A 21,405-nucleotide genomic window follows, 5' to 3' on the forward strand; every position below is an offset into this window, starting at 1 on the left:
TATTTTAATAAACTGACTAATAGTTGTCCATCACCTACTGCGGGGTCAAGAATTTTTATAGGAGATATAAAATTTTTATTTTTAACGATATCAACTATTTTTTCTGCTACAAAATCCGCTAAAATTTCTGGCGTGTAAGTAGAACCCTCTATTTTTTGTTCAGAAATATTCTTATATCTACTTTTAGGCACACTTTGAAAACAAGCTTTCATATTTCAGGTCTTGTTTAACTATACTTGGGAACTTTTATTATTATACTGTAAATATGAAATCAGTAATAAAAAATCAGTAACCCATTTATCAAAAATCATGTATCCCCCTTGACACAAGGTAAAAAATAGGGTAACCAAAACCATAAACCCCCAACAAAAACCCCATTTCCCCAAAAAATCCCAGGGCAAAAATAGGGAACAAAAAAACAAAAATCCTCAAACAATTGCACCAACAAAAACCCTAAACAACCCCCCTTAACCTTCACGGATAGGCATAGCAAAACCACCACATACAACGTCACCTAATACGTCGTAGGATACGAAATCTAAATCTGTGTAAGCACCGTTTTCTTCCAAGAAGTTAATAGCGGTGATAATACCACGACCTGCACAACCTACACCGGGTTCTGGACCACCAGATTCAACGCACTTAACACCACGGAAACCGGTCAACATTACTTCATGGAGTTCGAGGTCTTCAACAGCACCTCTTTCAGCAGCCAAGTGTAATACTGTGGTTTGAGCCTTAGAGTGAAGCATCAAACGGGTAGAGTCAGCTTTAGGGTCGCAACCTACGATCATGATGCGTTGACCCATTTCAGCCATTGCAGCTAGGGTATTTTGAGAGGTGGTAGATTTACCGATACCGCCCTTGCCGTAGAATGCTATCTGTCTAATGTTTTCGTCAGTCATTGTTCGTGTTTTCCTAGAATTAGTTGGTTGATTGGTGGGTCTGTCTTTTGTCTTTTGGTTCTCACGCCTTGTATCTACGGCAGTGAGCGTGCGTAGAACGTCGCTATGGTGGCGAACGCTCTACAGAAAATGTAGTTGTGTTCATAGTGTTTATTGAGTTGTAAGAATGACTGGTTTATTAGTTATCAATTGTCAATTGTGACTAAACTGCTTCGACAATGATATCTTTGCTGATGCGATCGCGTAACCTAGATTCAATCGCTATTTTTAATGTCGCGGTGCTGCTAGAACATGAACCACAAGCACCTTGCAAAATCACTTTTACCTTATCGCCTTCTATATCATAGAGTTCCACATCTCCCCCATCGGCGATTAAAACGGGTCGGACTTCTTCATCTAATACTTTTTGAATTAGGGCGATTTTCTGAACATTAGTTAATGGTCTTTGTTGCCCTAAATTATTACCTAAACCTGAAACTTCTGTCTTAGTTATTGCGCCATTTGTGTGGAGATTTTCTTTGGCGAACTCTTGCTTAACTTCCTTTATTATATCATCAATTTTCGTTAAACAAGAACCGCATCCGCCACCAGCTTTTACATAATTTGTTACTTGTTCTGCACTGAAGAGATTGTTTTGTCTTACTGCTTTCTTAATCTTAGCATCAGTGATACCAAAACAGCTACAAATTAGGACACCTTCGTCATCGTCATCATGTGCCGCTAAAGGAATGCCTCTATAATTAAATATAGCAGCTTCTAAAGCTTCTTGACCCATAACTGAACAGTGCATTTTAGCTTCAGGTAAACCGCCCAGATAATCAGCGATTTCCTTATTTGTCACTTTCAAAGCTTCATCTAAAGTCAAACCTTTAACCATTTCAGTCAAAGCACTAGAAGAAGCGATCGCACTGGTACAACCAAAAGTTTGAAACCGAGCATCAAGAATTTTATCAGATGCAACTTCAACTTTCAAATGTAATCTTAAAGCATCACCACAAGCAATACTTCCGACTTCACCAGTTGCAACTTTCACACCAGCTTCACCAGTTTCTTCAATTGCCCCTTGGTTTTTGGGATCGTAAAACAACTCTAATACTTTATCAGTGTAGTCCCACATGGTTGATTTTGGATTTTGGATTTTAGATTTTGGATTGATGATTGGTAATTGATGATTGGGTAGGGGTTTAGCAATGCTAAACCCTTACAAGATTCAGGATTTAGGAATTAACTTTTCTACTGTCACCTGTCACCTGTCACCTAAATTTACCGATTTACTAAAGTTTGTGCTTGTTGTTGCAACCAACCGGCATCATCATTTTTGAAGGGAGATAAAGCCCGGAGACGTTCAACAATTTCTGGCATAACTGCAATTACTTGATCAATTTCAGCTTCGGTGGTGTAGCGACAAAGACTGAAGCGAATTGAACCATGTAAAGTAGTGTAGGGTAAACCCATTGCTCTTAAAACATGAGATGGTTCAAGAGAACCAGAAGTACAAGCAGAACCAGAGGAAGCACAAATACCGTGCTTATTCAAAAGTAATAGAATTGCTTCACCTTCGATATATTTGAAACCGATGTTGCTAGTATTTGGTAATCTATTTTTCACATCACCATTTACTGCACAATCAGGAATTTTGGCAAGTAAACTTTGTTCAAGGCGATCGCGCAATTTTCTTTCTCTCTTTGTCGCCTCTTCCAAGTGTAGCATTTCCAATTCCGCTGCCTTGCCTAAAGCGATAATTCCGGGAACATTTTCTGTACCTGCTCTGCGTCCTCTTTCTTGATGTCCACCAATTAAGAAAGGACGGAATCTCACACCACGTCTCACATACAAAGCACCAATACCCTTGGGAGCGTGAATTTTATGACCAGACATAGTTAACATATCAATTGTGCTGGTCTTCATATTCAAGGGTACTTTACCTACCGCTTGTACTGCATCAACGTGAAAGATTGCTCCATATTCTTTAACTCTAGCACCAATTTCTTCAATTGGAAAGATAGTGCCGGTTTCATTATTGGCATACATTACTGTTACTAAAGCAGTGTTGCCAGTGAGAGAAGCTTCTAACTCATTCAAGTCTATTTGTCCCTGCTCATTAACTGACAAATAGGTAACTTGATAACCTTGAGTTTCTAATTGTTTGCAGACATTTAAAACTGCCGGATGTTCTACCTGGGAAGTGATGATGTGACGTTTTTCTGGTTGAGCTAATAATGCAGCACGAAGAGCCGCATTATCACCTTCAGTTCCACAACTAGTAAAGACAATTTCTGACTCTTCTGCACCTATTAAAGCTGCAATTTGTTCTCTCGCAACCTTTACACTTTTAGCTAATTGACCTCCAAAAGTGTGCATACTAGAAGGATTAGCGTAATAGTCAGTCAGAAAAGGCATCATTGCTTCAATCACCTGGGGATCTACCTTAGTGGTAGCATTATTATCCAGATAGATGCAATCTTTTAGCATAATTGACCTATTAATTATAAAGTATTAAGGGATTAGTGATTGGTGATTGGTGATTGGTAATGGGTAATTAGTGATTAAATCTCTTCTCTGTCACCTGTCACCTATCACCTGTCACCTAAACCACCACTTGATTCTTTTGCATTTGTTCCGAAAACTTTTGGGAATAAGTCTTATACCAACATTCCCAATAATCTTGTTTTTTTGTTAACTTGGCAATGACACGATTATATTTAGCAAACCAACCTTCCCAATAATCACTTGGTTCTTTAACGCAACCATCAAACGTAGGACAAACGGCTTTACATTGAGGTACTGTGTATATGCCGCCAGCGCAGTTTGTACAAAGTTCAGAATCAATGGAGTGCTGACCATCTACAAATTTCACTGCACCAGTAGGACATACAGACAAACAACGCTTGCAGGAAATACACTCTGCGGTAATTTTGTAAGCCATGATTATTCTCCTAGGTGGGGATTGGTGATTGGTAATAGGTAATTGGTAATTGATAATTGATAATTAATAATTGATAATTGGCAATTATGCTTTTCCTATTACCTATTACCTATTACCTATTCCTTGACATATTGCTGGTAAAACTCAAGTGCGACTTTTTCAATTACGTCGTAAGCTTCCACAGTCTTGATCCCTGCTGCTTCTAATTTTTCTTTGGGACAGTTACCAATTTTGGAAACCAAGACTGCTTTACAATCTGAGATTGCTTTCATTATATTTTCTGCGGTAGCTTCTTCGCCGTATCCACCTTGACAATATTGGTCGATTTTACGATGACTGATAAAGCGCACTTCATTACCATCAACTTCGTACACTTGAAATTCCTTCGCATGGCCGAAGTGTTGATTAACTAATCCACCACCTTTAGTCGCTACAGCAACTAAAATTTTCGGACTGTTGGCAACTTTCTTACCACTTTGTACCTTGGCTTTCGCTAGTTTAATTTCTTCTCTAAATTTCTCAATGCCATCATGAACTTCTTGGCGTGTTTCCAAGTTATATTCTGGGGACATTTCCAAGAATTTCTCTTTAGTAAATTCCTGGCTACGGTCTTCTCCTAATAATCCTACTGCATCTGCTCGACACTGGCGACAGTGGCGCATCATTTTCATGTTACCAGAACATTGATCTTGAACTTCTTTAAGTTCTTTTCCTGTAGGTCCACGTTGACCAGTTAAACCGAAATGTGTTCCATGTTCTGGTGCAGAAATTAGTGGCATGATGTTGTGCAGAAATGCACCATGTTCACGAATTGCTTTGTTAACTTCCACTAAATGTTGATCATTAATTCCGGGAATCATCACAGAATTAACTTTACACAAAATGTCAGCTTCTTTTAAAGCTTGCAATCCTTCTAACTGCTTTTCTAGCAGAATCTTTGCACCTTCCACACCTTTATAACGCTTGCGTTTGTAATGAACCCAAGCATAAATTTGTGCGCCGATTTCTGGATCAATGGTATTAAGGGTGATAGTAACGTGATCTATATTTAATTGTTTGATGCGATCAATATATTCAGGCAGCATCAAACCGTTAGTTGATAAGCAAAGCTTAATATCTGGTGCTTTATCTGCAATCAACTCAAAGGTACGGAATGTTTTTTCAGGATTTGCTAAAGGGTCGCCAGGACCTGCAACTCCCAAAACTGTCATTTGAGGAATTTTACCTGCAATTACCAATACTTTATGTGCAGCTTCTTCGGGTGTGAGTAACTCACTCACTACTCCAGGTCGGCTTTCGTTAGCACAGTCATATTTGCGGTTGCAATAGTTACATTGAATGTTACACGCTGGTGCAACTGCAACGTGCATCCGTGCATAATGGTGATGTGCTTCTTCACTATAGCAGGGGTGTTTGGCGATGCGTTCTTTGAGCTTTTCGTCCATTTCTGGGGCTGTGCTGCTGTCACAACCACAACCACCTGATTTGGTTTGTTTGAGATTGGGTTCCTGTTCGGAGGAGGTGAGGAGTCCTGTAGCCGGTAGTGTCATTGAATTTCGCAAAGGTCGGTGGACTAGATAGCCACTGTGGGAGATGCCGTTGCTACTTCCAATGCCTATGAACTGAAGTCGCGCCTTATACTTGCCTACCAATCATACCAAATTTGGATAATTAGTATCATTGGTAATTTTGGTAATAAATATCCTATTTTAAGGCTTTTAATCCAAAATCCAAAATCTAAAATCCAAAATTAATACAGGGGTAGGCAGAAAATCTCTGGGGTTCGGCTGGTGTGTGTCAACATTTGGGTCTTGGGTAGATTTTGTGTATACAGCCGCGACTTCTATTCACTTCAGGCATGGTGCTATCTCATCCCTCCACTCACTCTTGGCTTCTAAACTTTGTTAAGGAGCGTTAAGTGATTGGCGATAAATGATTTATAGCAGCCCTTTCGAGATAGATGGCTGGTTGATATAGGATAGGATTTATTGGATTTATTATGTTTGTACTCAAATCTATAAACCCCAATATTTTCAGGATTAGAAAAATAAAATTATATTTTCTAGGGTAGAGGTTCTAGTATTTATCAGTTGGGGTACGAGTATTTATGGAACGGGGTCCAGGATTTATTTGTACTCAGTCAAAATCCCATCCCTCTAAAGGTTTGGGTTAGCTTTTGGTTAATTTTAGGCTACATTAATCATGTACTCAAACGCTCCTCAAATCCTACCTAAAGCCATAATTTGCTCTGGGATTTGAGGTGAAAAACTGGAGTAGGATAAGCCGTACTACTCCAGATACGTGCGAAATTCAATTCTGTATCCAACATATCATTTTTTTTTGAAGAAAAATGCAGTTTATATTTTTTTAAGGTTTAGATTATTAAAGATATTAATTGGGGTTATAATCATTGTCTGATAATGATTTCACCTTCATTAGCCCTAGCCATTAATGCAGATAATTTTCAAAAAATTTAATTTTTTCCTCCAGTTTTTTAGGTTTTTAGATTCTTTAAGTCTATTTGTGAACGAGAAAAAATGTCAAAAGAATTTAGAATTTAGAATTTAGAATTTAGAATTTAGAATTTATGGTTCTTGCGTCTGTTTTATGGTGGTTGAGGATTGATGATCACAAAAACCTTACGGGGCAAGGGTTATAAACTATAAATGCCCATATTTTGAATGAAATGCCGACACAATAAGGCTTTCCATGATTTTGAACTGGGTTCTCCATAAAAAGTACAAAAAGTACCGAAGACCCGAATTTATTTCTCCCTCCAGAAAATTTAGCGGTTCCCAAACCCAAGAACTTGAGTTATGCAGAAGCAGCCACCATACCATTAGCGGCGGCTTTACAAGCCCTGCAAGAGTTGGGTAACATCAAATCAGGACAGACAGTATTGCTGAATGGCGCTTCAGGCGGTGTGGGCATTTTGGCTGTGCAAATTGCTAAGGCTTTGGGGGCTGAGGTAACTGGTGTTTGCAGTTCTAAAAATTTGGAGTTGGTCAAATCTCTGAATGCAGATATAGTGATTGACTATACGCAACAGGACTTTACAAAAGGTAATGTGCAGTACGATATTATTTTTGATGTGGTTGCTAAACAAGCATTTTCTGACTGTAGAAAAGTTTTCAAGTGGAGTGTATATTTCTACTCTCCCTCACCCAGAAATGCTTGTGCAGAGTTTTTTAACAGCTTTTCTGCCCGGACAAACGGCAAAATTAGTATTGGAGAAATCGAATTAGGATTTCCATTCACAAATTTTATAAACTTTCCAAAAAGTTATCTTGTGAATCAGAACAAAGGGAAAATTTTTAGTTAACCTATAAAAAATACTACTCAAAATAACTAAACAGATTATGCACAGGTTATTATCTGGACCGTTGACAACAGAAAAATTAACGGTTAAGCTTGCGGGTTTACCTGCATCATTACAAGGTAAAAAACTGGTGCAGATGTCAGATTTTCATTACGATGGTGTGCGGTTGTCAGATCAAATGCTAGAAAGAGCGATCGCCATCTGTAATCAAGCACAACCAGATTTAATTCTATTAACTGGTGACTATGTAACCACAACTCCAGAACCCATTCATCAATTAGCAAAACACCTCAAAAATCTCAAAAGTAATTGTGGTGTTTATGCTGTCCTGGGCAACCATGACATAAGTTATGAAAATTCCAAATCAGAAATTACAAATGCATTGGAAAATATTGGTATTCATGTCCTGTGGAATCAAATTGCTTATCCACTAGGAAAAGAATTACCGTTGATAGGACTAGCAGACTTTTTCTCCAAAGAATTCAATCCTGCACGAGTCATGAACCTCCTAGACAACAAGACACCACGTCTAGTTTTATCCCATAACCCAGATACAGCCAAAATCTTAAATACATGGAGGGTAGATTTGCAATTATCAGGTCATACTCACGGAGGACAAATTATCATTCCTGGATTTGGACCCGCGTTAGTAACTTACAATAAAATAATCAAGAAAATACCCATTCAATGGCGTAGTAGAGTGTCATTTTTGCGAAAAAATTACTTTGTTGTTCGACATTGGGAATGGTCACAAGGTTTACATCAACTAGGGCAAAATCAACTATATGTAAATAGGGGTTTAGGAACTTATCTTCCAGGACGTTTATTTTGTCCACCAGAGGTGACAATCATGACTTTAATTAATTCGTAATTCTGAATATTTACTATGGCTGTCCTATTTCTTACCATAATTGAAATCGCTGCAAATTACGACAGATACAAGTCAGTAAGTTACAGCGATTTCTTGTGAAACAATGATTCAAGAGAATGGGAAAATCCGAATTAACTACATCAACTAAGGTTTACCGGACTCGTAATCTACTAATCAGAATTGTGCATCCTTTATTCCAACTAGGCAGGCATTTATGGCTGTGCGTTCAAAAACCTCCAATAACAACTCAATGAAATCAAGGCGAAAACACTAGGAAGCCACAACCTAAGAGTGATTACGATGATCTTAGAGCAGGAGGCACAGGCTCTAAATCAGGTGTTTTTAAGAAAGTTTTTGTTGAACTTGTAACCTTTCTGTACCTTGTTTTTAATCTACCATTAAATTTTTTCTCTGTGCAGTATTTTTACTAAACTTGAATTTTGTTAATCTGCCGTAATAATTGTGAAATCTTTCTTAAGATTATTGCTATTTATAGCAGGTTTCACCTGTCAAGAGTCACCTGCCATACTTGAAAATCCCCGTACCTTGAGGTCGGGGAGAGGTCAATGATGAATAAATGTTTTTTGCAGATGCGCCTCAAGCACTCTACGGATTTGAATAAATAGCGGAAATACTACCTGATAGCAGCCCTTAATGTTGTCAGAGCCTTACCAATTTTCACAAAATCGGAGTTGCGTGCAAGCTTCTGAAGAGTTACTGGCTCGCTTTCTAGCACAATCTTATTGTAGATATTAATAGCTTCGTTCAGTTTATCAGCATTTACAGTTACTGCTTCATTAGTCTCAGTGATGGTTAAACCAGCCTTTGCTGCTTTAATACTGGCTACTAGCCGTGCTTGTGATGATTCAAGTGCAGGAAGACTGGAAGTGCTAGAAGAACGAGAGAATTGGATAATCTGAGATGCTGCACCTGTTAATTCTTTTGCTAATTGTGGAGAAAGCCCATTTGAAATTAAGGATGCTCGCAGGTTATTAGTGTTAGTCGGTAAGAATATACCAGCATTACCACTGCTAATTATACGGTTAACAACCACATTTAAAGCACGGACAGCCGGAGGTGAAAGCTCAATACTTATAGACCCATCCGCTGCTTTTTTGACAATGACATTAGATGTAGCTCCGCTGGCAGATCCCGCAACACCTTTACTGGGTGATGAAACAGGGTTGTTATTTGAGCCTGTGTTTCCACCTCCACTTCCAGATCCTGCTGTACCTTTACTGGGTGATGAAATCACTGTACCACCAGAGCCAGTAGTTCCACCTCCACTTGCAGATCCCGCTGTACCTTTACTGGGTGAATTAGTTTGAGCTTGATTTGTTAACTGCCAAGTAAACGAAATGAAAGGTGTAAGAAGGAGGGCAATAACAAATGTTCTGATTTTTAACATGGTTATTCTCTAAAATGTCAATGGTTGAAGCGTTTATTTAGGCAAGAAATTGAAACCATAGCCCACGGTCAGAACAAAGACGGTACCGCCTACACTGTTATCTGTGAGATCGGCACCTTGGGCAGTAATTGTCAAAGGAATGGTAGGCAAAGGAACTAAGGAAATCCCTGCATTTAATCCGACTCCACTCCAACCCACACCTATGCCTACCTGGGGATGAACTTGCAGACCCATTCCCGCAAATATACCTGTACTCTCATTACCTTGTCGGAAGTCACCACCACCGGCTCCTACAGAAAAGGAGATGGCCATGGGATTGAAGGGATTGTTAGGCTGTAAAAGAGAGTATGTTGTCACTACACCATAGGCGCTGGAAGGTCTAATACCTTCATTACCATATTGAGCAAAGGTATTCCAGCCACCAGCTATAGCAACTTGAGTGTTGCCTTGAGCATAGACAACGCGGTGAGCTTTGAAGTCAAAAGTGCCGTTATAACCGAAGTTTTTGATACTACCGTTGTTGAAGGTGAGTTCCAAACCAATCAGGTTGTAGGCATCTCCTAAACCAAAACCTGCACTCATACTTGCATCTGGATTCCCATCCCTGCTTTTACCTGCTGTAGCGCCCGATGCTGCTACAAATAAGTCACCCCAGGCTGCCCCGAAAGCACTGGGAGCGCCAAAACTGAGTCCAGGTTGATAGGTGCGCTTGGGTAGAGGAGTTATTTTAACAAGGGGTTCAACTAATAAATCCTGGCGTAATTGATTAACATTACCTAATTTATCACCTACATTTCCAGAGGAATCTATCTGTTGAGTGATAGTCTGGGGCTGAGTAGGAAAAAGTTTTTTAGCTTCACCAACGCTATCACCTAAATTACTAGCAGCATCTATCTTTTGGGTGATAATTTGTGGTTTTTTGATCTGGAGCAAAGGTTGATTCAATTCAACAGCTAACTGTGGGTTTTCCTGGCTGATATCTTTAGTGGATACTGCTTTTTGGTTGGTTGCTAATTCCTTTTCTCCGGCATCATTTACTGATCTATCAACCGCAGATGTTGGTTTAATGCCAACAAATGTAGATAGGAACAGACAACCTAATAGATTTATGCCAATCAACAACAGCCAATGAGCGGAAATTACCTTGGTAAATTGGCATTTAGTCAAAGTTATAGTCCTCACACTCTTATACAATTTATTTATTGAAGTAATATTGAACTAAGAGGATGTTTGTAAAGTACCAAAAGGTAGATTTCACCTTTATCACTGAGGAGAGATACAACGGAGAATTAACGTTTTTTCCATGTACCGAGATGCTTGTATGTGATAAATAGATAGTAAAAGACCCTTTTTTGAAAATCCTCTAATATCAAATTTCTACATACCTTAATTAGATAACTCCGGAAAAGAATCAAAAGATGCTTTCTGTTTTTTTCGATAAAAATTGTGAAATTGATTACATTTTTTACCAGTTTTTCACCATTGTTATAAATGATTCTCTAACAGAGAAGCTATTGTTTCAGGATGAACTTTTTTGTATTGCTTTTTACCCAACATCAAAATACAATTAGGGGCGCTGCTACAACGTTTTTGACAGTCGGTATGTTCAATTTTCACTTTATCTAACAAACCGCGATCGCACAAAGTTTTTTCTAACTCTGATAGTAACCCTTTACCTCCCCGTTTCATACAACCAGATTTTTGACAAACCATAATCTTAGCTGTTGTTTCCGGTAGTGGATTATGAATTGGACAAAAACCAACTGCTTGAACTAGATAAGCTGTCAGTTTTAGCTTACTTGTCCGTGGGTTTAATTTACTGATAGCACTAACGCGAATTTGTTCACCAGGTACTAAAGTAGCAACCAGAGAACAACGCAAATTTTTAGGTATTTTAACTTTCACATTTCCTGAAGGAATTGCTAACCGCAAATGTTTAGATTTTTTGGGTTTATCACCCACAAAACCTAAAAACTGTCCTTCCAGATTTAACTCCGATAAGGTCTGGTACTTTTCACCCATTTTGATAACTCAAATAAATTTGCAGTAGAAAATAATAAACCCCACGGTACTGGGGTAATGTTGCTCATCTCAAGGCAGAAGGAAGAGGAAAAATATATATTGCTTTATATGGTTCTACCTATTACCTTCTATCTTTACTAATACCAATTCTCCAAAATTCAATCACAGATCCAAAATTATAAACCCTGATTATCTCTGGCTTTTAGTAATTTTGAATTTTGAATTTTGAAGTTTAAGAAAGACGTTTAGCTTCTACAGTTAGAGGTAAACTTTCATTGGCTGGTATTTCACTAAATTCTAATTCCCAACCATTAGCTAAAGTGAGAACTTTACCTGCATCACTATCTGTTTGTTTAACAACTTCTTCTTCTAGGTCTTTTTTAGCGACATAGACAACCAAAGTTCCAGCATCATTCATCCGTAGCATTACTTTCATTTTTTTCCTCAGCAGATTCTAGTTCTCTTTTTCGACAACCGATGATGTACCCTGTATCTAAAAAATGTACGGCATATATATAGTAAGCTTGTAAAAAAGTCCCTATACTTGCCACATAACCAACGTCTCCAATTTTTGCTAAAACTTCTCCAATTTCTCGACCAGGAAAAGTACCATCATTTTTGATGAGTTTCTTAACTCGGACTTTTTCACCAATTTCAAAAACTGGTTGTGAGTTAAGTTCTATTTCATCGCGCTGCATGGGAATACCTCTGTTCACGTACTAAATTCAAAAGCTCTTCAGTCGTGAGACTGCGTTTTTTTAGTGTGGATTGTAAGCGCACTGCATCTAAAATAGATTGGGTCTCTTCTGAATTTAAAAAGACACCGTGCTGTGCTAACAAGTTAGATAATAAATGTCGTCCAGAATGTTTACCTACGACTAAACGACGTTCCCAACCTACTTCTTCTGGTGAAAATGGTTCATAAGTTTCTGGGTTTTTCATGACACCATGAGCATGAATTCCAGATTCGTGAGCAAAGGTATTTTCACCCACAATTGCTTTCCACGGTGGGACGTTTGCACCTGAAGCAGCAGCAACTAATTGAGATAGTCCTAATAAATGTCTGGTATCAATTCCTAAATCAACACCGTAGATACATTTTACTGCCATGACAACTTCTTCTAAAGCTGCATTTCCTGCTCTTTCACCTAAACCATTAACGGTAGTATTAACAGAAACTGCACCGGCTTTAATACCGGCAATAGCGTTAGCAGTTGCTAGTCCAAAATCATTATGAGTGTGAATCTCTACAGGAATTGATAAAGTAGATACTAATCGCTTAACTTTGAGGTGAGTTCCAAAGGGATCAAGAACTCCCACTGTATCGCAAAAACGAAATCTTGACGCGCCCCATTCTTGAGCGTATAATGCCACATCTTCGAGAAAGTTTTCATCGGCTCTAGAAGAATCTTCTCCTCCTACAGCTACCCAAAGACCATTATCAACAGCAAAGCTAATACAGTCTTTCAGTCTTTGTAAACTGACTCGCCATTGACCATGAAATTTAGCAGCAATTTGAATACCAGAAACGGGAATAGCAATATGTATTCTTTCTAATCCACACGCAATAGAGGCTTTAATATCTGAGATAACAGCACGATTCCAAGCTAGTAATTTAGCATCTAAATCTAAATCAGCAATTGCTTGAATTGCACGGATTTCTTCTTCTCCCATTGCTGGTATACCCACTTCTAATTCGGGAACACCAATGGCATCCAGAAATTGAGCGATCGCTACTTTTTCTTCTAAGTTAAAAGCAACACCCGCTGCTTGTTCACCATCACGCAATGTAGTATCATTAATAATGATCTGACTCATCTCAAACATTCCTCTAGCCGAGTTTTTACTAATACCCTTTAACGCTACAATTCCTAGTAATAATAGATATGAAACAAATATTAAAATTTTCTGGATAACCGCTGAAAATAACATCAGTTATTAACCACGGTTTATAATTTTTAATTATTGCTCAATAACTCACACCATATCTGTATGACAGAAAACCAAATTTTGGTATAATTTAAGAAGACTTTTTTCTGCCATGATGAGGATGTTCTACAAATAGCCAGTAGCTAATATAACTATTCGCTAATCCTGTAAATAATACGATACTCAGTCCAGCAATTAAACTAGTAATCATAGTAGTAACCTCATTTGCAAGAATTCAGGATTTAGAAGTTAGTAGTCAGAAAACTTGTAAAATGTCCTGTTCTTTGTGAATTTTTAATTTTTAATTTTTAATTGATTAAGCCTGTTCTGCTAACCAATCAAAAATCTTTTCTAACTGTTCTAAATTAATGAAACCATACTGCCACAGCAGCATAGGGATAGGTCCTTTGTCTAATTCACGGTGTCGTAAAGCAACAGCAATATCCGCTTTTGAAAGTTCCAATTCATTATGCAAAAATTGAAGTAATTGCTTATCTCTGTTGCGGTGTACCATAATCTGATGTAGAGAATACCAAACTACTAGACAATAATTTCTAAAATGCCATCCCCAAGATTATTTGCTAATTCGACTCTGTTCGGAAATGAAATACAGCATATTGCAGGCCAATGAGGTACAGATTTTCATCATCAAGCCTGACATCAAAAAAGTTTTACTGCTGATAGTTGCTGTATGTCAGAGAACTTTTAGATTTAGCAGATTTAACCAAGAGAGTGAAACCTAAGCTTAGGTTAATTTCCTTTATTCTGCAAGCTAATTTGTGAGTGAACAATAACTTTGACTGTGGCAGAAGATAAATCATGGTTGCATCATGGATTTACTTCTGATATTGTGTTGATTAAACATTAGAAAAGTCATTACTGTATCACTCACATCCAGATTGGGAATTAGTGTTTAGAACCGCAACGCCAACAAGTTTCTAACCATGCCACTAATTCCTCACGAGAACCTAAAAATAGCATGACGGTACTTTGCAGAACAATCGCTTCTTTTAAGCTATTGACTTGCACCCTTAAAGAACCATCAGGTTCACAAACACAGGCAATCATTAACTCTTGCAAGCGGTGAAAAATTTGCGAGCGATCGCTCAAAGGAATTTGCAATATTTGTTCACCTAACGCCAAAAAATTACAATCCGGTGACATATCTAAGTTAAGGTTAATAGACAAAGTTTACGGAGTGATTTCATACATCATCTTGGGGATGATTTTTTAGAGCTTGCACTTGTTGTTCCAGTTTCTCAATGCGGGAAAGCAAAGAACGAATCATACCTGCTTCCACATCAGGTAACTTACCATGTTCTAAAGGAGAAAGATGTTTACTTGGTTTACGGGAAATAATGCGTCCAGGAATCCCCACCACTGTTGCATCTGGGGGAACATCACGCAATACGATTGAACCTGCACCAATACGCACGCGATCGCTAATTTGAATATTTCCTAAAACCTTTGCACCCGCACCGACGACAACGTTATTACCCAAAGTCGGATGACGTTTACCGCTTTCTTTCCCAGTTCCGCCGAGAGTTACACCTTGATAAATGAGTGCATAATCTCCCACAATCGCAGTTTCACCAATCACAACACCCATGCCATGATCGATAAATACACCTTTACCAATTTCCGCCCCTGGATGAATTTCAATACCTGTCAAAAACCTGCCCAAGTGAGAAATTAAGCGAGGGATAAAACCCACTTTACGAATATGTAACCAATGTGCAGAACGATGTAAACATAGAGCATGAAATCCTGGGTAACAAAAGATTACCTCTAACCAATTACGAGCGGCTGGATCACGCTCAAAAATGATGCGAAAATCACTCATTAATGGCTCAAAAAAACCGCCAGAACGTTGATTTTTACGCAACTCCGTAATTGCAGTGAGAGGTTTACTAATACTGTCTAGAGACTGTTGCATCGGTCCTGTCTGGTTAAAAGAGCCATCTTGTATCTTTCTGCTTATATCAGGTAACTTGAAATTAAACCAAACCGCAGATACCGATTGGATTTATTGAATTTATTAAACTTGTACTCAATAGGTTTAAACCCCTATTTAACAGAAGTTAATATTTTTTATGGGGGTAGGGGTACTAGCTTTTTATAACAGGGGTACTGGTATTTATGGGGTAGGGTTTCAGCTTTTTTGTACTCAAAATAATTTTCTTGTCCAGTCAGATATAGCAGCGATTTGGGCAAGATATTTTGATATATATTAAGTTGTACTCACTGACTCAAAAACGGCACTTGGTTGACAATAAATAAAGGTTTTATGTATTTGCTGTTACTATTATTAGTCTATGGTTTTGGTAGTCAAAAGACCGATTTCTTCATTTTGTTTTAGGCTTTGTTTGCTGTATAGGGAAATACAAAATTTAGAACAGGGAACAGGCGTTTGTGAATTTTGAATTTTGTTGACGTAGCCTGCTGGAAGCAGTATTTTGAATTTTGAATTTTCATGATATATTTTACTCCAGGAAGCGAGGAAAACTATTATACATACCCAAAAGCAAAATAGTATCGCCTACTCCCAGGTTATCCATCTGAGTCATCTGATTGACACAGGTATACCGCAATGGCCTGGTGATCCACCAGTAAAATTTACTACTGTTGCCGAACTCCAAGATGATGGCTATTATCTACGACGTTTTTCTTTAGGTGAACATAGTGCTACTCATATCAATGCCCCTAGTAGTTTTTACGGTAACGGCACCAGCATTGACAAATACTCAGCCCAGTCGCTAGTTGTATCTGCGGTAGTCATAGATATCTGTAAACAAGCCGCAGAAAATCCAGATTATCTTTTAACTGGGGCTGATATTTTGACATGGGAAGCAGAATATGGAATCATTCCTGCTGAGAATGTTGTCCTACTTTATACTGGTTGGCAAGCTAAATGGCTGGATAAAAACGCATTTTTAAACCAGGATGGTGATGGAAATATGCACTTTCCAGGCTTTAGTGCGGAAGCCACCCAGTTCTTAATAACTGAAAGGCAAATTGCAGGAGTAGGAATTGATACACACGGCGTAGATTCAGGACAGGATAATAATTTTACTACTAATAGTTTGATACTAGCAAAACCACGTATTGTCCTAGAAAATCTCACCAATTTGCATCAACTCCCACCCCAAGGCGCTACCCTGGTAATTGGTATTCTCAGGTTACGTGGTGGTTCTGGTTCACCTGCTGCGGTGATGGCTTTTTTTTAGCAAGGTAAGCTGTTGTGCATTGACTAGCTGTTAACCTTTTGGGGGCGTAAAACAAACCAGTAATGGACATCGAGAAGCGGGAACTACTGCTTTAGATATATTTAGAAACAGGAATAGTATATATGTTGATTTTTCCGGTAGTTTGCAACGCGCCCAAATAGATAACCAGAGTTAATATAAAATAAATGACATTGCTGAGTGAGGCATAAAATGACAATTACCCTCAATCACACCATAGTACCAGCAACAAACAAAGAAGCAGCAGCACGTTTCTTTGCAGAAATTTTTGGACTCAAGGTTGATGAACCTATTAATCACTTTGCTGCTGTTCATGTCAATGACAAACTCACCCTCGACTTCGCAGACAGAGAAGATTTTGAATCACATCATTATGCTTTCCATGTCAGCGATGAGGAATTTGATCAAATTTTTGCACGGGTTAAACAAGCAGGTTTAGAATACAGTAGCGACCCTATGCACGAAAATAAAGGTCAGATTAACCATCGCAAAGGAGGTCGTGGCTTTTATTTTTATGACATTGATGGTCACAACTTGGAATTGTTAACCCGTGAATAGATATTTATCAATTGATAATTGATAATTGACAATTGACAATTGTTTCATTCCAGGTTTAAAACCTCTCCTTTCAAAGAGAAAAAACAGAAAAAATTTCCTATTTCCTTGAGAATTTTCACTTTTTAACTAAAATATATGGTGTAGCATATTCAGGTAATTGCTGGATATGCTGCCTAAATTCTTTTTGGTTGTGAAAAATTCCTGCCAAAAAATCGAGTTGATGTAAGTTCGGTAAAAAAGCCCCTCCTGTATCTGCCATTACTCCCATTTGTAGGCGTTTTTTGCCACCTTGATTATACTCCATGACAATCACTCTTCCTAAACCCATGTTCAGGACATCTCCAGCAAAAGTTACACCAGGTTTAATGGAAATTTTGGCATCTATTTTGTATCCATAACCTTTGATTTCATCAACTTTCCGAAAATACCAATAACGTTTTTGAGATGTGGGTTTTAGTCCTCTGACGTAAGAGATTCCATTGTTTCTATCTACATTAAAAAATGATTTTGAACCATCTGTAAATTCAATTAAAATAGTTCCCTGCATTAAAGCTTCTTCTAACCCTTGACGAGTAAGATAAGCCAGAGGTTCTACTTTCCCAAATTCTTTACCACCAGGTTCATAAATCCCAGATAAAACATCTTGCTTCGTGTACTTAGTGTAGAATTTATTATTGCCTAAATCATCTTTTAAGCTATAAATGGGTATATTATACTGAGATGTTTTAGTTCGAGAACCAGGATGTTTAAAAACAGCATATTTTGTAATTCTTAAATGTTTTTGTTGAAGATGTTCAGGATTATAAGCAGACCATTTAATCACTCGAAAATTAGCATTGATAAAATTAGGGTCTTGTAAACGGGTAGGTCGATTATTACCAATATCTTCCTGTAAAACTGTAATCATAAAATCCAAGGTCTTGAGAACATCTTGCACAGTCACACCTTGGCTTAATAACAACCCATTGCGGGAAATATTAGGATCTTGCTGAGAATAATCTTGGAAATATTTTCTCGTATTGGTGAGAACAGTTAATAAATCAGCTTGGTTAAAATTAACTTTAGCATTTGGTAATTGTACAGGTTTTAAAACATAATTGCCATTAACACTATATTTATATTTTTGCCACTCATCAATGACAGAATAGAATATAGATGCAGCCTTCTCCTTTTGGCTGAGTAAATTAAGAAGTTTAGTTGTGGAATTAGTAGAATTGTTAGTTTGAGTTGGATTAGGTGTAATTTGTTGTTGCGTGATTAGGTGCGGATTTTCTGAGCGTGCATATAAATGTTGATGAGCTAAATTAACTAAGATAAAAGTAACAATGCCTGTTGCTATTTGAATTTTCCGATTGAAGAACATACTCATAAGCCTAAGTCGGGAACTAAATTGCTAAACTAAATTGCTAAATTCATTTGTCTGGTAGAAGCAATGCCAAATTGTGCATTTTACTTCTGTATTATTAATCACCTTTATTCACCAAAATAAAAGCAATTATTAAACCCAATTATTAGCAGATAATTTGTGATTCTGCACTAAATCTTTCTCTAGATTCATGAAAAATTATTGGAAGCTTGATAAAAAGACTGCTGAAAGCTGAATACTACCTTTGTTAACAGTTCTCTATTTCCTGTTCCCTGGGAGCATCCCAATTTTGAAAAAATAAACACAGCAACACAAATAAACTCTTTCAAACCCTCTTCACTTTGTGTCCTTTGCGTTCTTTGCGGTTCATTCATATCAAGCCTTAGAGCAATTGCCAGATTGCAAAAAAATAAACTTACACATTTGGGATGCGCCCTGTTCCCTGCTGTCATTATTCATCCATTTCTTTTAATGTAGCTAGTGCGGAGGGAGACAAACGACTGAGATAGCGGAATATCCAGTATTTGAATATAGTATTTAAAATTACTGGAAATGTGGCAATAAAGAGAAAGATCACATTCCTACTAGCTGGTAAACCTAAATGGTTTGCTAAACCTTCCAAAAGCACTTCCCAGCCATGTGGGGAGTGAAAACCAACAAATATATCTGTCACTAAAATGATTAAAAAAGCCTTGGCGCTGTCACTTAAACCGTAAACAATTTTATCTATCAGAGACTGCACAAAGATAATATCTTTTTTGCTAAAAGCAATCACCAGAGCAAAGGAAATTAATGATATAAAATCAGCAAATACATTACTAATAGCACTGTTACTTTTAGAGCGAAATTCTTCAGCTATTTCCAGAGCTTTGTTTTTTACCTTGGCTTCAATTACTTCTGTTGAAAGTTCTGGTGCTTGACGAATTAGATTTTTAAATTTTAATCCTTGTTCAAATTTTTTTAATTCATGCAGTGCTTTTTCCTCCATTTCTGAATTGAGAAAAATTTGCGTTGTATTTCCATTTCTAAAATGTTTTAATATAGGATTTATTAACAATTCTTTGGAAAAATGCTGGGTTAATAGTGGTACAATCATCAGTAGTAATAAAAACTTAACTGCTCGTCTTGTCCTAGTTCGAGAATTTCGATATTTTCTGATAAATTCTTCTTCAGCTTTTGGTGTAAAATCTTGGGCAATTTTATTAATTGTTATGCCTATTGTTCTGGGAAATACACCAGTTTTTTGAGTTGCCGATACTTCAATAAGATTAGCATCAGATGAGTTTGAAGATTCTTTAATTACTGGAATAGGATTTTCTCGTAATCCAGAAATCGTCTCATATTGAGTAATGTACTTAGATATTACTTCATCAATGAAGTTCAGCTTGACTAAATAGTTTGAATCTGACGTATTAACAAAGCTAAGTCCTAATTGAAATTCTGCTAGTCTGACTTTGATAATAGCTAAATTTCTATTCAGATTGCCTTGCCAAAAAGCCATAACATTTTCACTATAATTACATGAGTCGAGACATATCTTTTGCCCACCAAATTGCTCAATCTCAATATTTCTAATGGCTTGAGCCGCTTGATAAGCTTCTAAAATTGCTCTTTCTGGAGTAGTGAAAAACCAGCGGTTAAATGAACGCCAGTATTCTGTGATTTTTTGGTGAATTAGTTTTGCATTTCTCTTAAAAAATATCCTCTTCATTAAAATCACCTGCTCTGAAATCTATTGACAATATTAACCTATTCCCAACCTTGCATCTCAACTAATTCCATACACAAATCATTAATTTTTTCTAAATCAGGTTTGTGAGGTAAAGTAGATTGTTCATAAAAATTATCCATTTGACTCACTAAATCCTCAGCCATCTTCATCAACTGTTCATAAGTATAATCTCCTCTGAGAATGGCTTTTAAATCCTCAATATCACCAGCAATTTTTCTATCTACAATTACTTCTCCTCTCTGCAAAATTTCTAACCCACTACGAAGCAACCTAATACAGTGCATTCCATGTTTTAAGTCATAACCTGACTTCATTTCCATTTCTGCTCTGAGAGGATTTCTATTTTGCTGCCAAGATATATAAGCTTTCCATTCTCTTAAAGCGATTTGATAACTTTGACTTTTTTGCAGCAAACGAATAAAATCTTTACGGCTGTTAGTTAAATTTTGAGTGTATGCTAAAGCTTCATCCACCAAAGTATATTGTTTTAATATGCCTTTAAAGTCAATATCTGCTGTCAGCAATTTATATAACTGCTCCGCTTCTTCTAAAAACTCAATTTTACCCCTAATTAGTAAATAAAGATATTCCAAAAAAGCATTTAGTTCATCTTTACTTAAGGGTGCTTCATCTTCTATTCCAAAATCTGCTGGTATAGGTTTATTTGTTGGTGGATTTAACAACCACTTGCGATGAGTTTCGATTTTTTTGATTTGGGCAAAAGCATAACCAGAATAAGTATGCTTAACTTTTTTACTTAAAAATAGCTGTCTATGGTTAATTAAATACTGGCCAATGTTATTTACAATGGGGTATTTGGGCAACCATAATAACTCTAAGACATTGGGATTTGCTCCTGCCAATAAATGTAATACTTTTCTTAATTCATAAATAACAGTATCTTTATTACCATCTATAAATGGGAAAATGCCTTGTTCATCCCAACCGCTATCTTTTTGTTCTATGCTATCGAATCCCAAATAATAACGCTTAGGGGCAATAAATACACCTCGATAATCATAATCAGAATCAGGTCGATTTAAACCATAGCCATGACTACCTGCCAAGCCAATTAAAATAGTTCTTTGTTCAACTTCTATTCTTTTCATAAAAAAATCGAGTTG

Annotated in this window: 20 protein-coding genes and 2 pseudogenes; 4 read left to right on the plus strand and 18 right to left on the minus strand. The window is 37.3% G+C overall.

The genetic code is table 11. The features are described 5' to 3' along the window. The 6 genes and pseudogenes from A0J48_RS18695 to nifB form a co-directional block, all read right to left on the minus strand. Positions 1–212 (minus strand): hypothetical protein (locus A0J48_RS18695; protein ID WP_200325701.1); only part of this gene is annotated, 212 nt, incomplete at its 3' end. 258 nt (positions 213–470) lie between these two features. Beyond that, positions 471–905, minus strand: a pseudogene (locus A0J48_RS18700) (AAA family ATPase); the annotation flags it as partial. Between the two features lie 202 nt (positions 906–1,107). Next, positions 1,108–2,022: a Fe-S cluster assembly protein NifU gene (nifU, locus tag A0J48_RS18705; RefSeq protein ID WP_200325705.1), complete on the minus strand. Its 915-nt coding sequence runs from the start codon at positions 2,020–2,022 to the stop codon at positions 1,108–1,110. A gap of 146 nt (positions 2,023–2,168) precedes the next feature. Then, positions 2,169–3,377 carry a cysteine desulfurase NifS gene (gene nifS / locus A0J48_RS18710; protein WP_200325707.1) on the minus strand — a complete coding sequence of 403 codons (1,209 nt, stop codon included), beginning with the start codon at positions 3,375–3,377 and terminating at the stop codon, positions 2,169–2,171. Between the two features lie 115 nt (positions 3,378–3,492). After that, the gene (locus A0J48_RS18715) at positions 3,493–3,831 is read right to left on the minus strand and encodes a 4Fe-4S binding protein (protein ID WP_200325709.1); all 339 of its coding nucleotides are present in this window, start codon (positions 3,829–3,831) and stop codon (positions 3,493–3,495) included. Positions 3,832–3,947: 116 nt separating this feature from the next. Further along, a complete protein-coding gene (gene nifB, locus A0J48_RS18720) occupies positions 3,948–5,381 on the minus strand; it encodes a nitrogenase cofactor biosynthesis protein NifB (RefSeq protein ID WP_200325711.1) in 1,434 nt (477 codons plus the stop codon). 1,229 nt (positions 5,382–6,610) lie between these two features. On the opposite strand from nifB, the pseudogene A0J48_RS18725 reads away from it, so the two are divergent. Both A0J48_RS18725 and A0J48_RS18730 read left to right on the plus strand, forming a co-directional pair. Then, positions 6,611–7,073, plus strand: a pseudogene (locus tag A0J48_RS18725) (NAD(P)-dependent alcohol dehydrogenase); the annotation flags it as partial. A 117-nt stretch (positions 7,074–7,190) separates the two neighbouring features. Continuing rightward, complete coding sequence (locus A0J48_RS18730) at positions 7,191–8,021, plus strand: metallophosphoesterase (RefSeq protein ID WP_200325713.1); 831 nt, start codon at positions 7,191–7,193, stop codon at positions 8,019–8,021. Positions 8,022–8,655: 634 nt separating this feature from the next. Here A0J48_RS18730 and A0J48_RS18735 read toward each other — a convergent pair. The 9 genes from A0J48_RS18735 to cysE form a co-directional block, all read right to left on the minus strand. After that, positions 8,656–9,429 (minus strand): hypothetical protein, encoded by a 774-nt coding sequence (locus A0J48_RS18735; protein ID WP_200325715.1) that lies wholly within the window; start codon positions 9,427–9,429, stop codon positions 8,656–8,658. A gap of 33 nt (positions 9,430–9,462) precedes the next feature. Next, positions 9,463–10,596, minus strand: coding sequence for a hypothetical protein (locus tag A0J48_RS18740; protein ID WP_200325717.1), 1,134 nt, complete (start codon positions 10,594–10,596; stop codon positions 9,463–9,465). Between the two features lie 318 nt (positions 10,597–10,914). After that, positions 10,915–11,451, minus strand: coding sequence for a (2Fe-2S) ferredoxin domain-containing protein (locus tag A0J48_RS18745; protein WP_200325719.1), 537 nt, complete (start codon positions 11,449–11,451; stop codon positions 10,915–10,917). Between the two features lie 232 nt (positions 11,452–11,683). Continuing rightward, the gene (gene nifT / locus A0J48_RS18750; RefSeq protein WP_200325721.1) at positions 11,684–11,887 is read right to left on the minus strand and encodes a putative nitrogen fixation protein NifT; all 204 of its coding nucleotides are present in this window, start codon (positions 11,885–11,887) and stop codon (positions 11,684–11,686) included. Then, entirely contained in the window at positions 11,862–12,149 is a 288-nt protein-coding gene (locus A0J48_RS18755; RefSeq protein ID WP_200325722.1) for a nitrogen fixation protein NifZ, read from the minus strand. The genes nifT and A0J48_RS18755 overlap by 26 nt, the downstream gene beginning before the upstream one ends. Then, the gene (gene nifV / locus A0J48_RS18760) at positions 12,136–13,269 is read right to left on the minus strand and encodes a homocitrate synthase (RefSeq protein ID WP_200325723.1); all 1,134 of its coding nucleotides are present in this window, start codon (positions 13,267–13,269) and stop codon (positions 12,136–12,138) included. Before nifV ends, A0J48_RS18755 begins: the two co-directional genes overlap by 14 nt. A 427-nt stretch (positions 13,270–13,696) precedes the next feature. Continuing rightward, entirely contained in the window at positions 13,697–13,894 is a 198-nt protein-coding gene (locus tag A0J48_RS18765) for a DUF2949 domain-containing protein (RefSeq protein ID WP_200325724.1), read from the minus strand. A gap of 392 nt (positions 13,895–14,286) precedes the next feature. Continuing rightward, positions 14,287–14,544 (minus strand): Asr1405/Asl0597 family protein, encoded by a 258-nt coding sequence (locus A0J48_RS18770; RefSeq protein WP_200325745.1) that lies wholly within the window; start codon positions 14,542–14,544, stop codon positions 14,287–14,289. Positions 14,545–14,584: 40 nt separating this feature from the next. Further along, positions 14,585–15,316, minus strand: a complete 732-nt coding sequence (gene cysE, locus A0J48_RS18775; RefSeq protein ID WP_200325725.1) for a serine O-acetyltransferase — start codon at positions 15,314–15,316, stop codon at positions 14,585–14,587. 622 nt (positions 15,317–15,938) lie between these two features. Here cysE and A0J48_RS18780 point away from each other — a divergent pair. After that, the gene (locus A0J48_RS18780; RefSeq protein WP_234301016.1) at positions 15,939–16,607 is read left to right on the plus strand and encodes a cyclase family protein; all 669 of its coding nucleotides are present in this window, start codon (positions 15,939–15,941) and stop codon (positions 16,605–16,607) included. A gap of 210 nt (positions 16,608–16,817) precedes the next feature. Then, positions 16,818–17,183 (plus strand): VOC family protein, encoded by a 366-nt coding sequence (locus A0J48_RS18785; RefSeq protein WP_200325726.1) that lies wholly within the window; start codon positions 16,818–16,820, stop codon positions 17,181–17,183. A 115-nt stretch (positions 17,184–17,298) separates the two neighbouring features. On the opposite strand, the gene A0J48_RS18790 is transcribed toward A0J48_RS18785, so the two are convergent. From A0J48_RS18790 to A0J48_RS18800, 3 genes are all read right to left on the minus strand, one after another. Next, the gene (locus A0J48_RS18790) at positions 17,299–18,552 is read right to left on the minus strand and encodes a hypothetical protein (RefSeq protein WP_200325727.1); all 1,254 of its coding nucleotides are present in this window, start codon (positions 18,550–18,552) and stop codon (positions 17,299–17,301) included. 448 nt (positions 18,553–19,000) lie between these two features. After that, the gene (locus tag A0J48_RS18795) at positions 19,001–20,260 is read right to left on the minus strand and encodes a proton extrusion protein PcxA (protein WP_200325728.1); all 1,260 of its coding nucleotides are present in this window, start codon (positions 20,258–20,260) and stop codon (positions 19,001–19,003) included. A gap of 38 nt (positions 20,261–20,298) precedes the next feature. Next, positions 20,299–21,390 carry a nucleotidyltransferase domain-containing protein gene (locus tag A0J48_RS18800; protein WP_200325729.1) on the minus strand — a complete coding sequence of 364 codons (1,092 nt, stop codon included), beginning with the start codon at positions 21,388–21,390 and terminating at the stop codon, positions 20,299–20,301. Between the last annotated feature and the right edge of the window lie 15 nt (positions 21,391–21,405).

Origin of the sequence: Sphaerospermopsis aphanizomenoides BCCUSP55 (assembly GCF_001586785.1) — a bacterium.
Lineage (GTDB): Bacteria > Cyanobacteriota > Cyanobacteriia > Cyanobacteriales > Nostocaceae > Sphaerospermopsis_A > Sphaerospermopsis_A aphanizomenoides_A.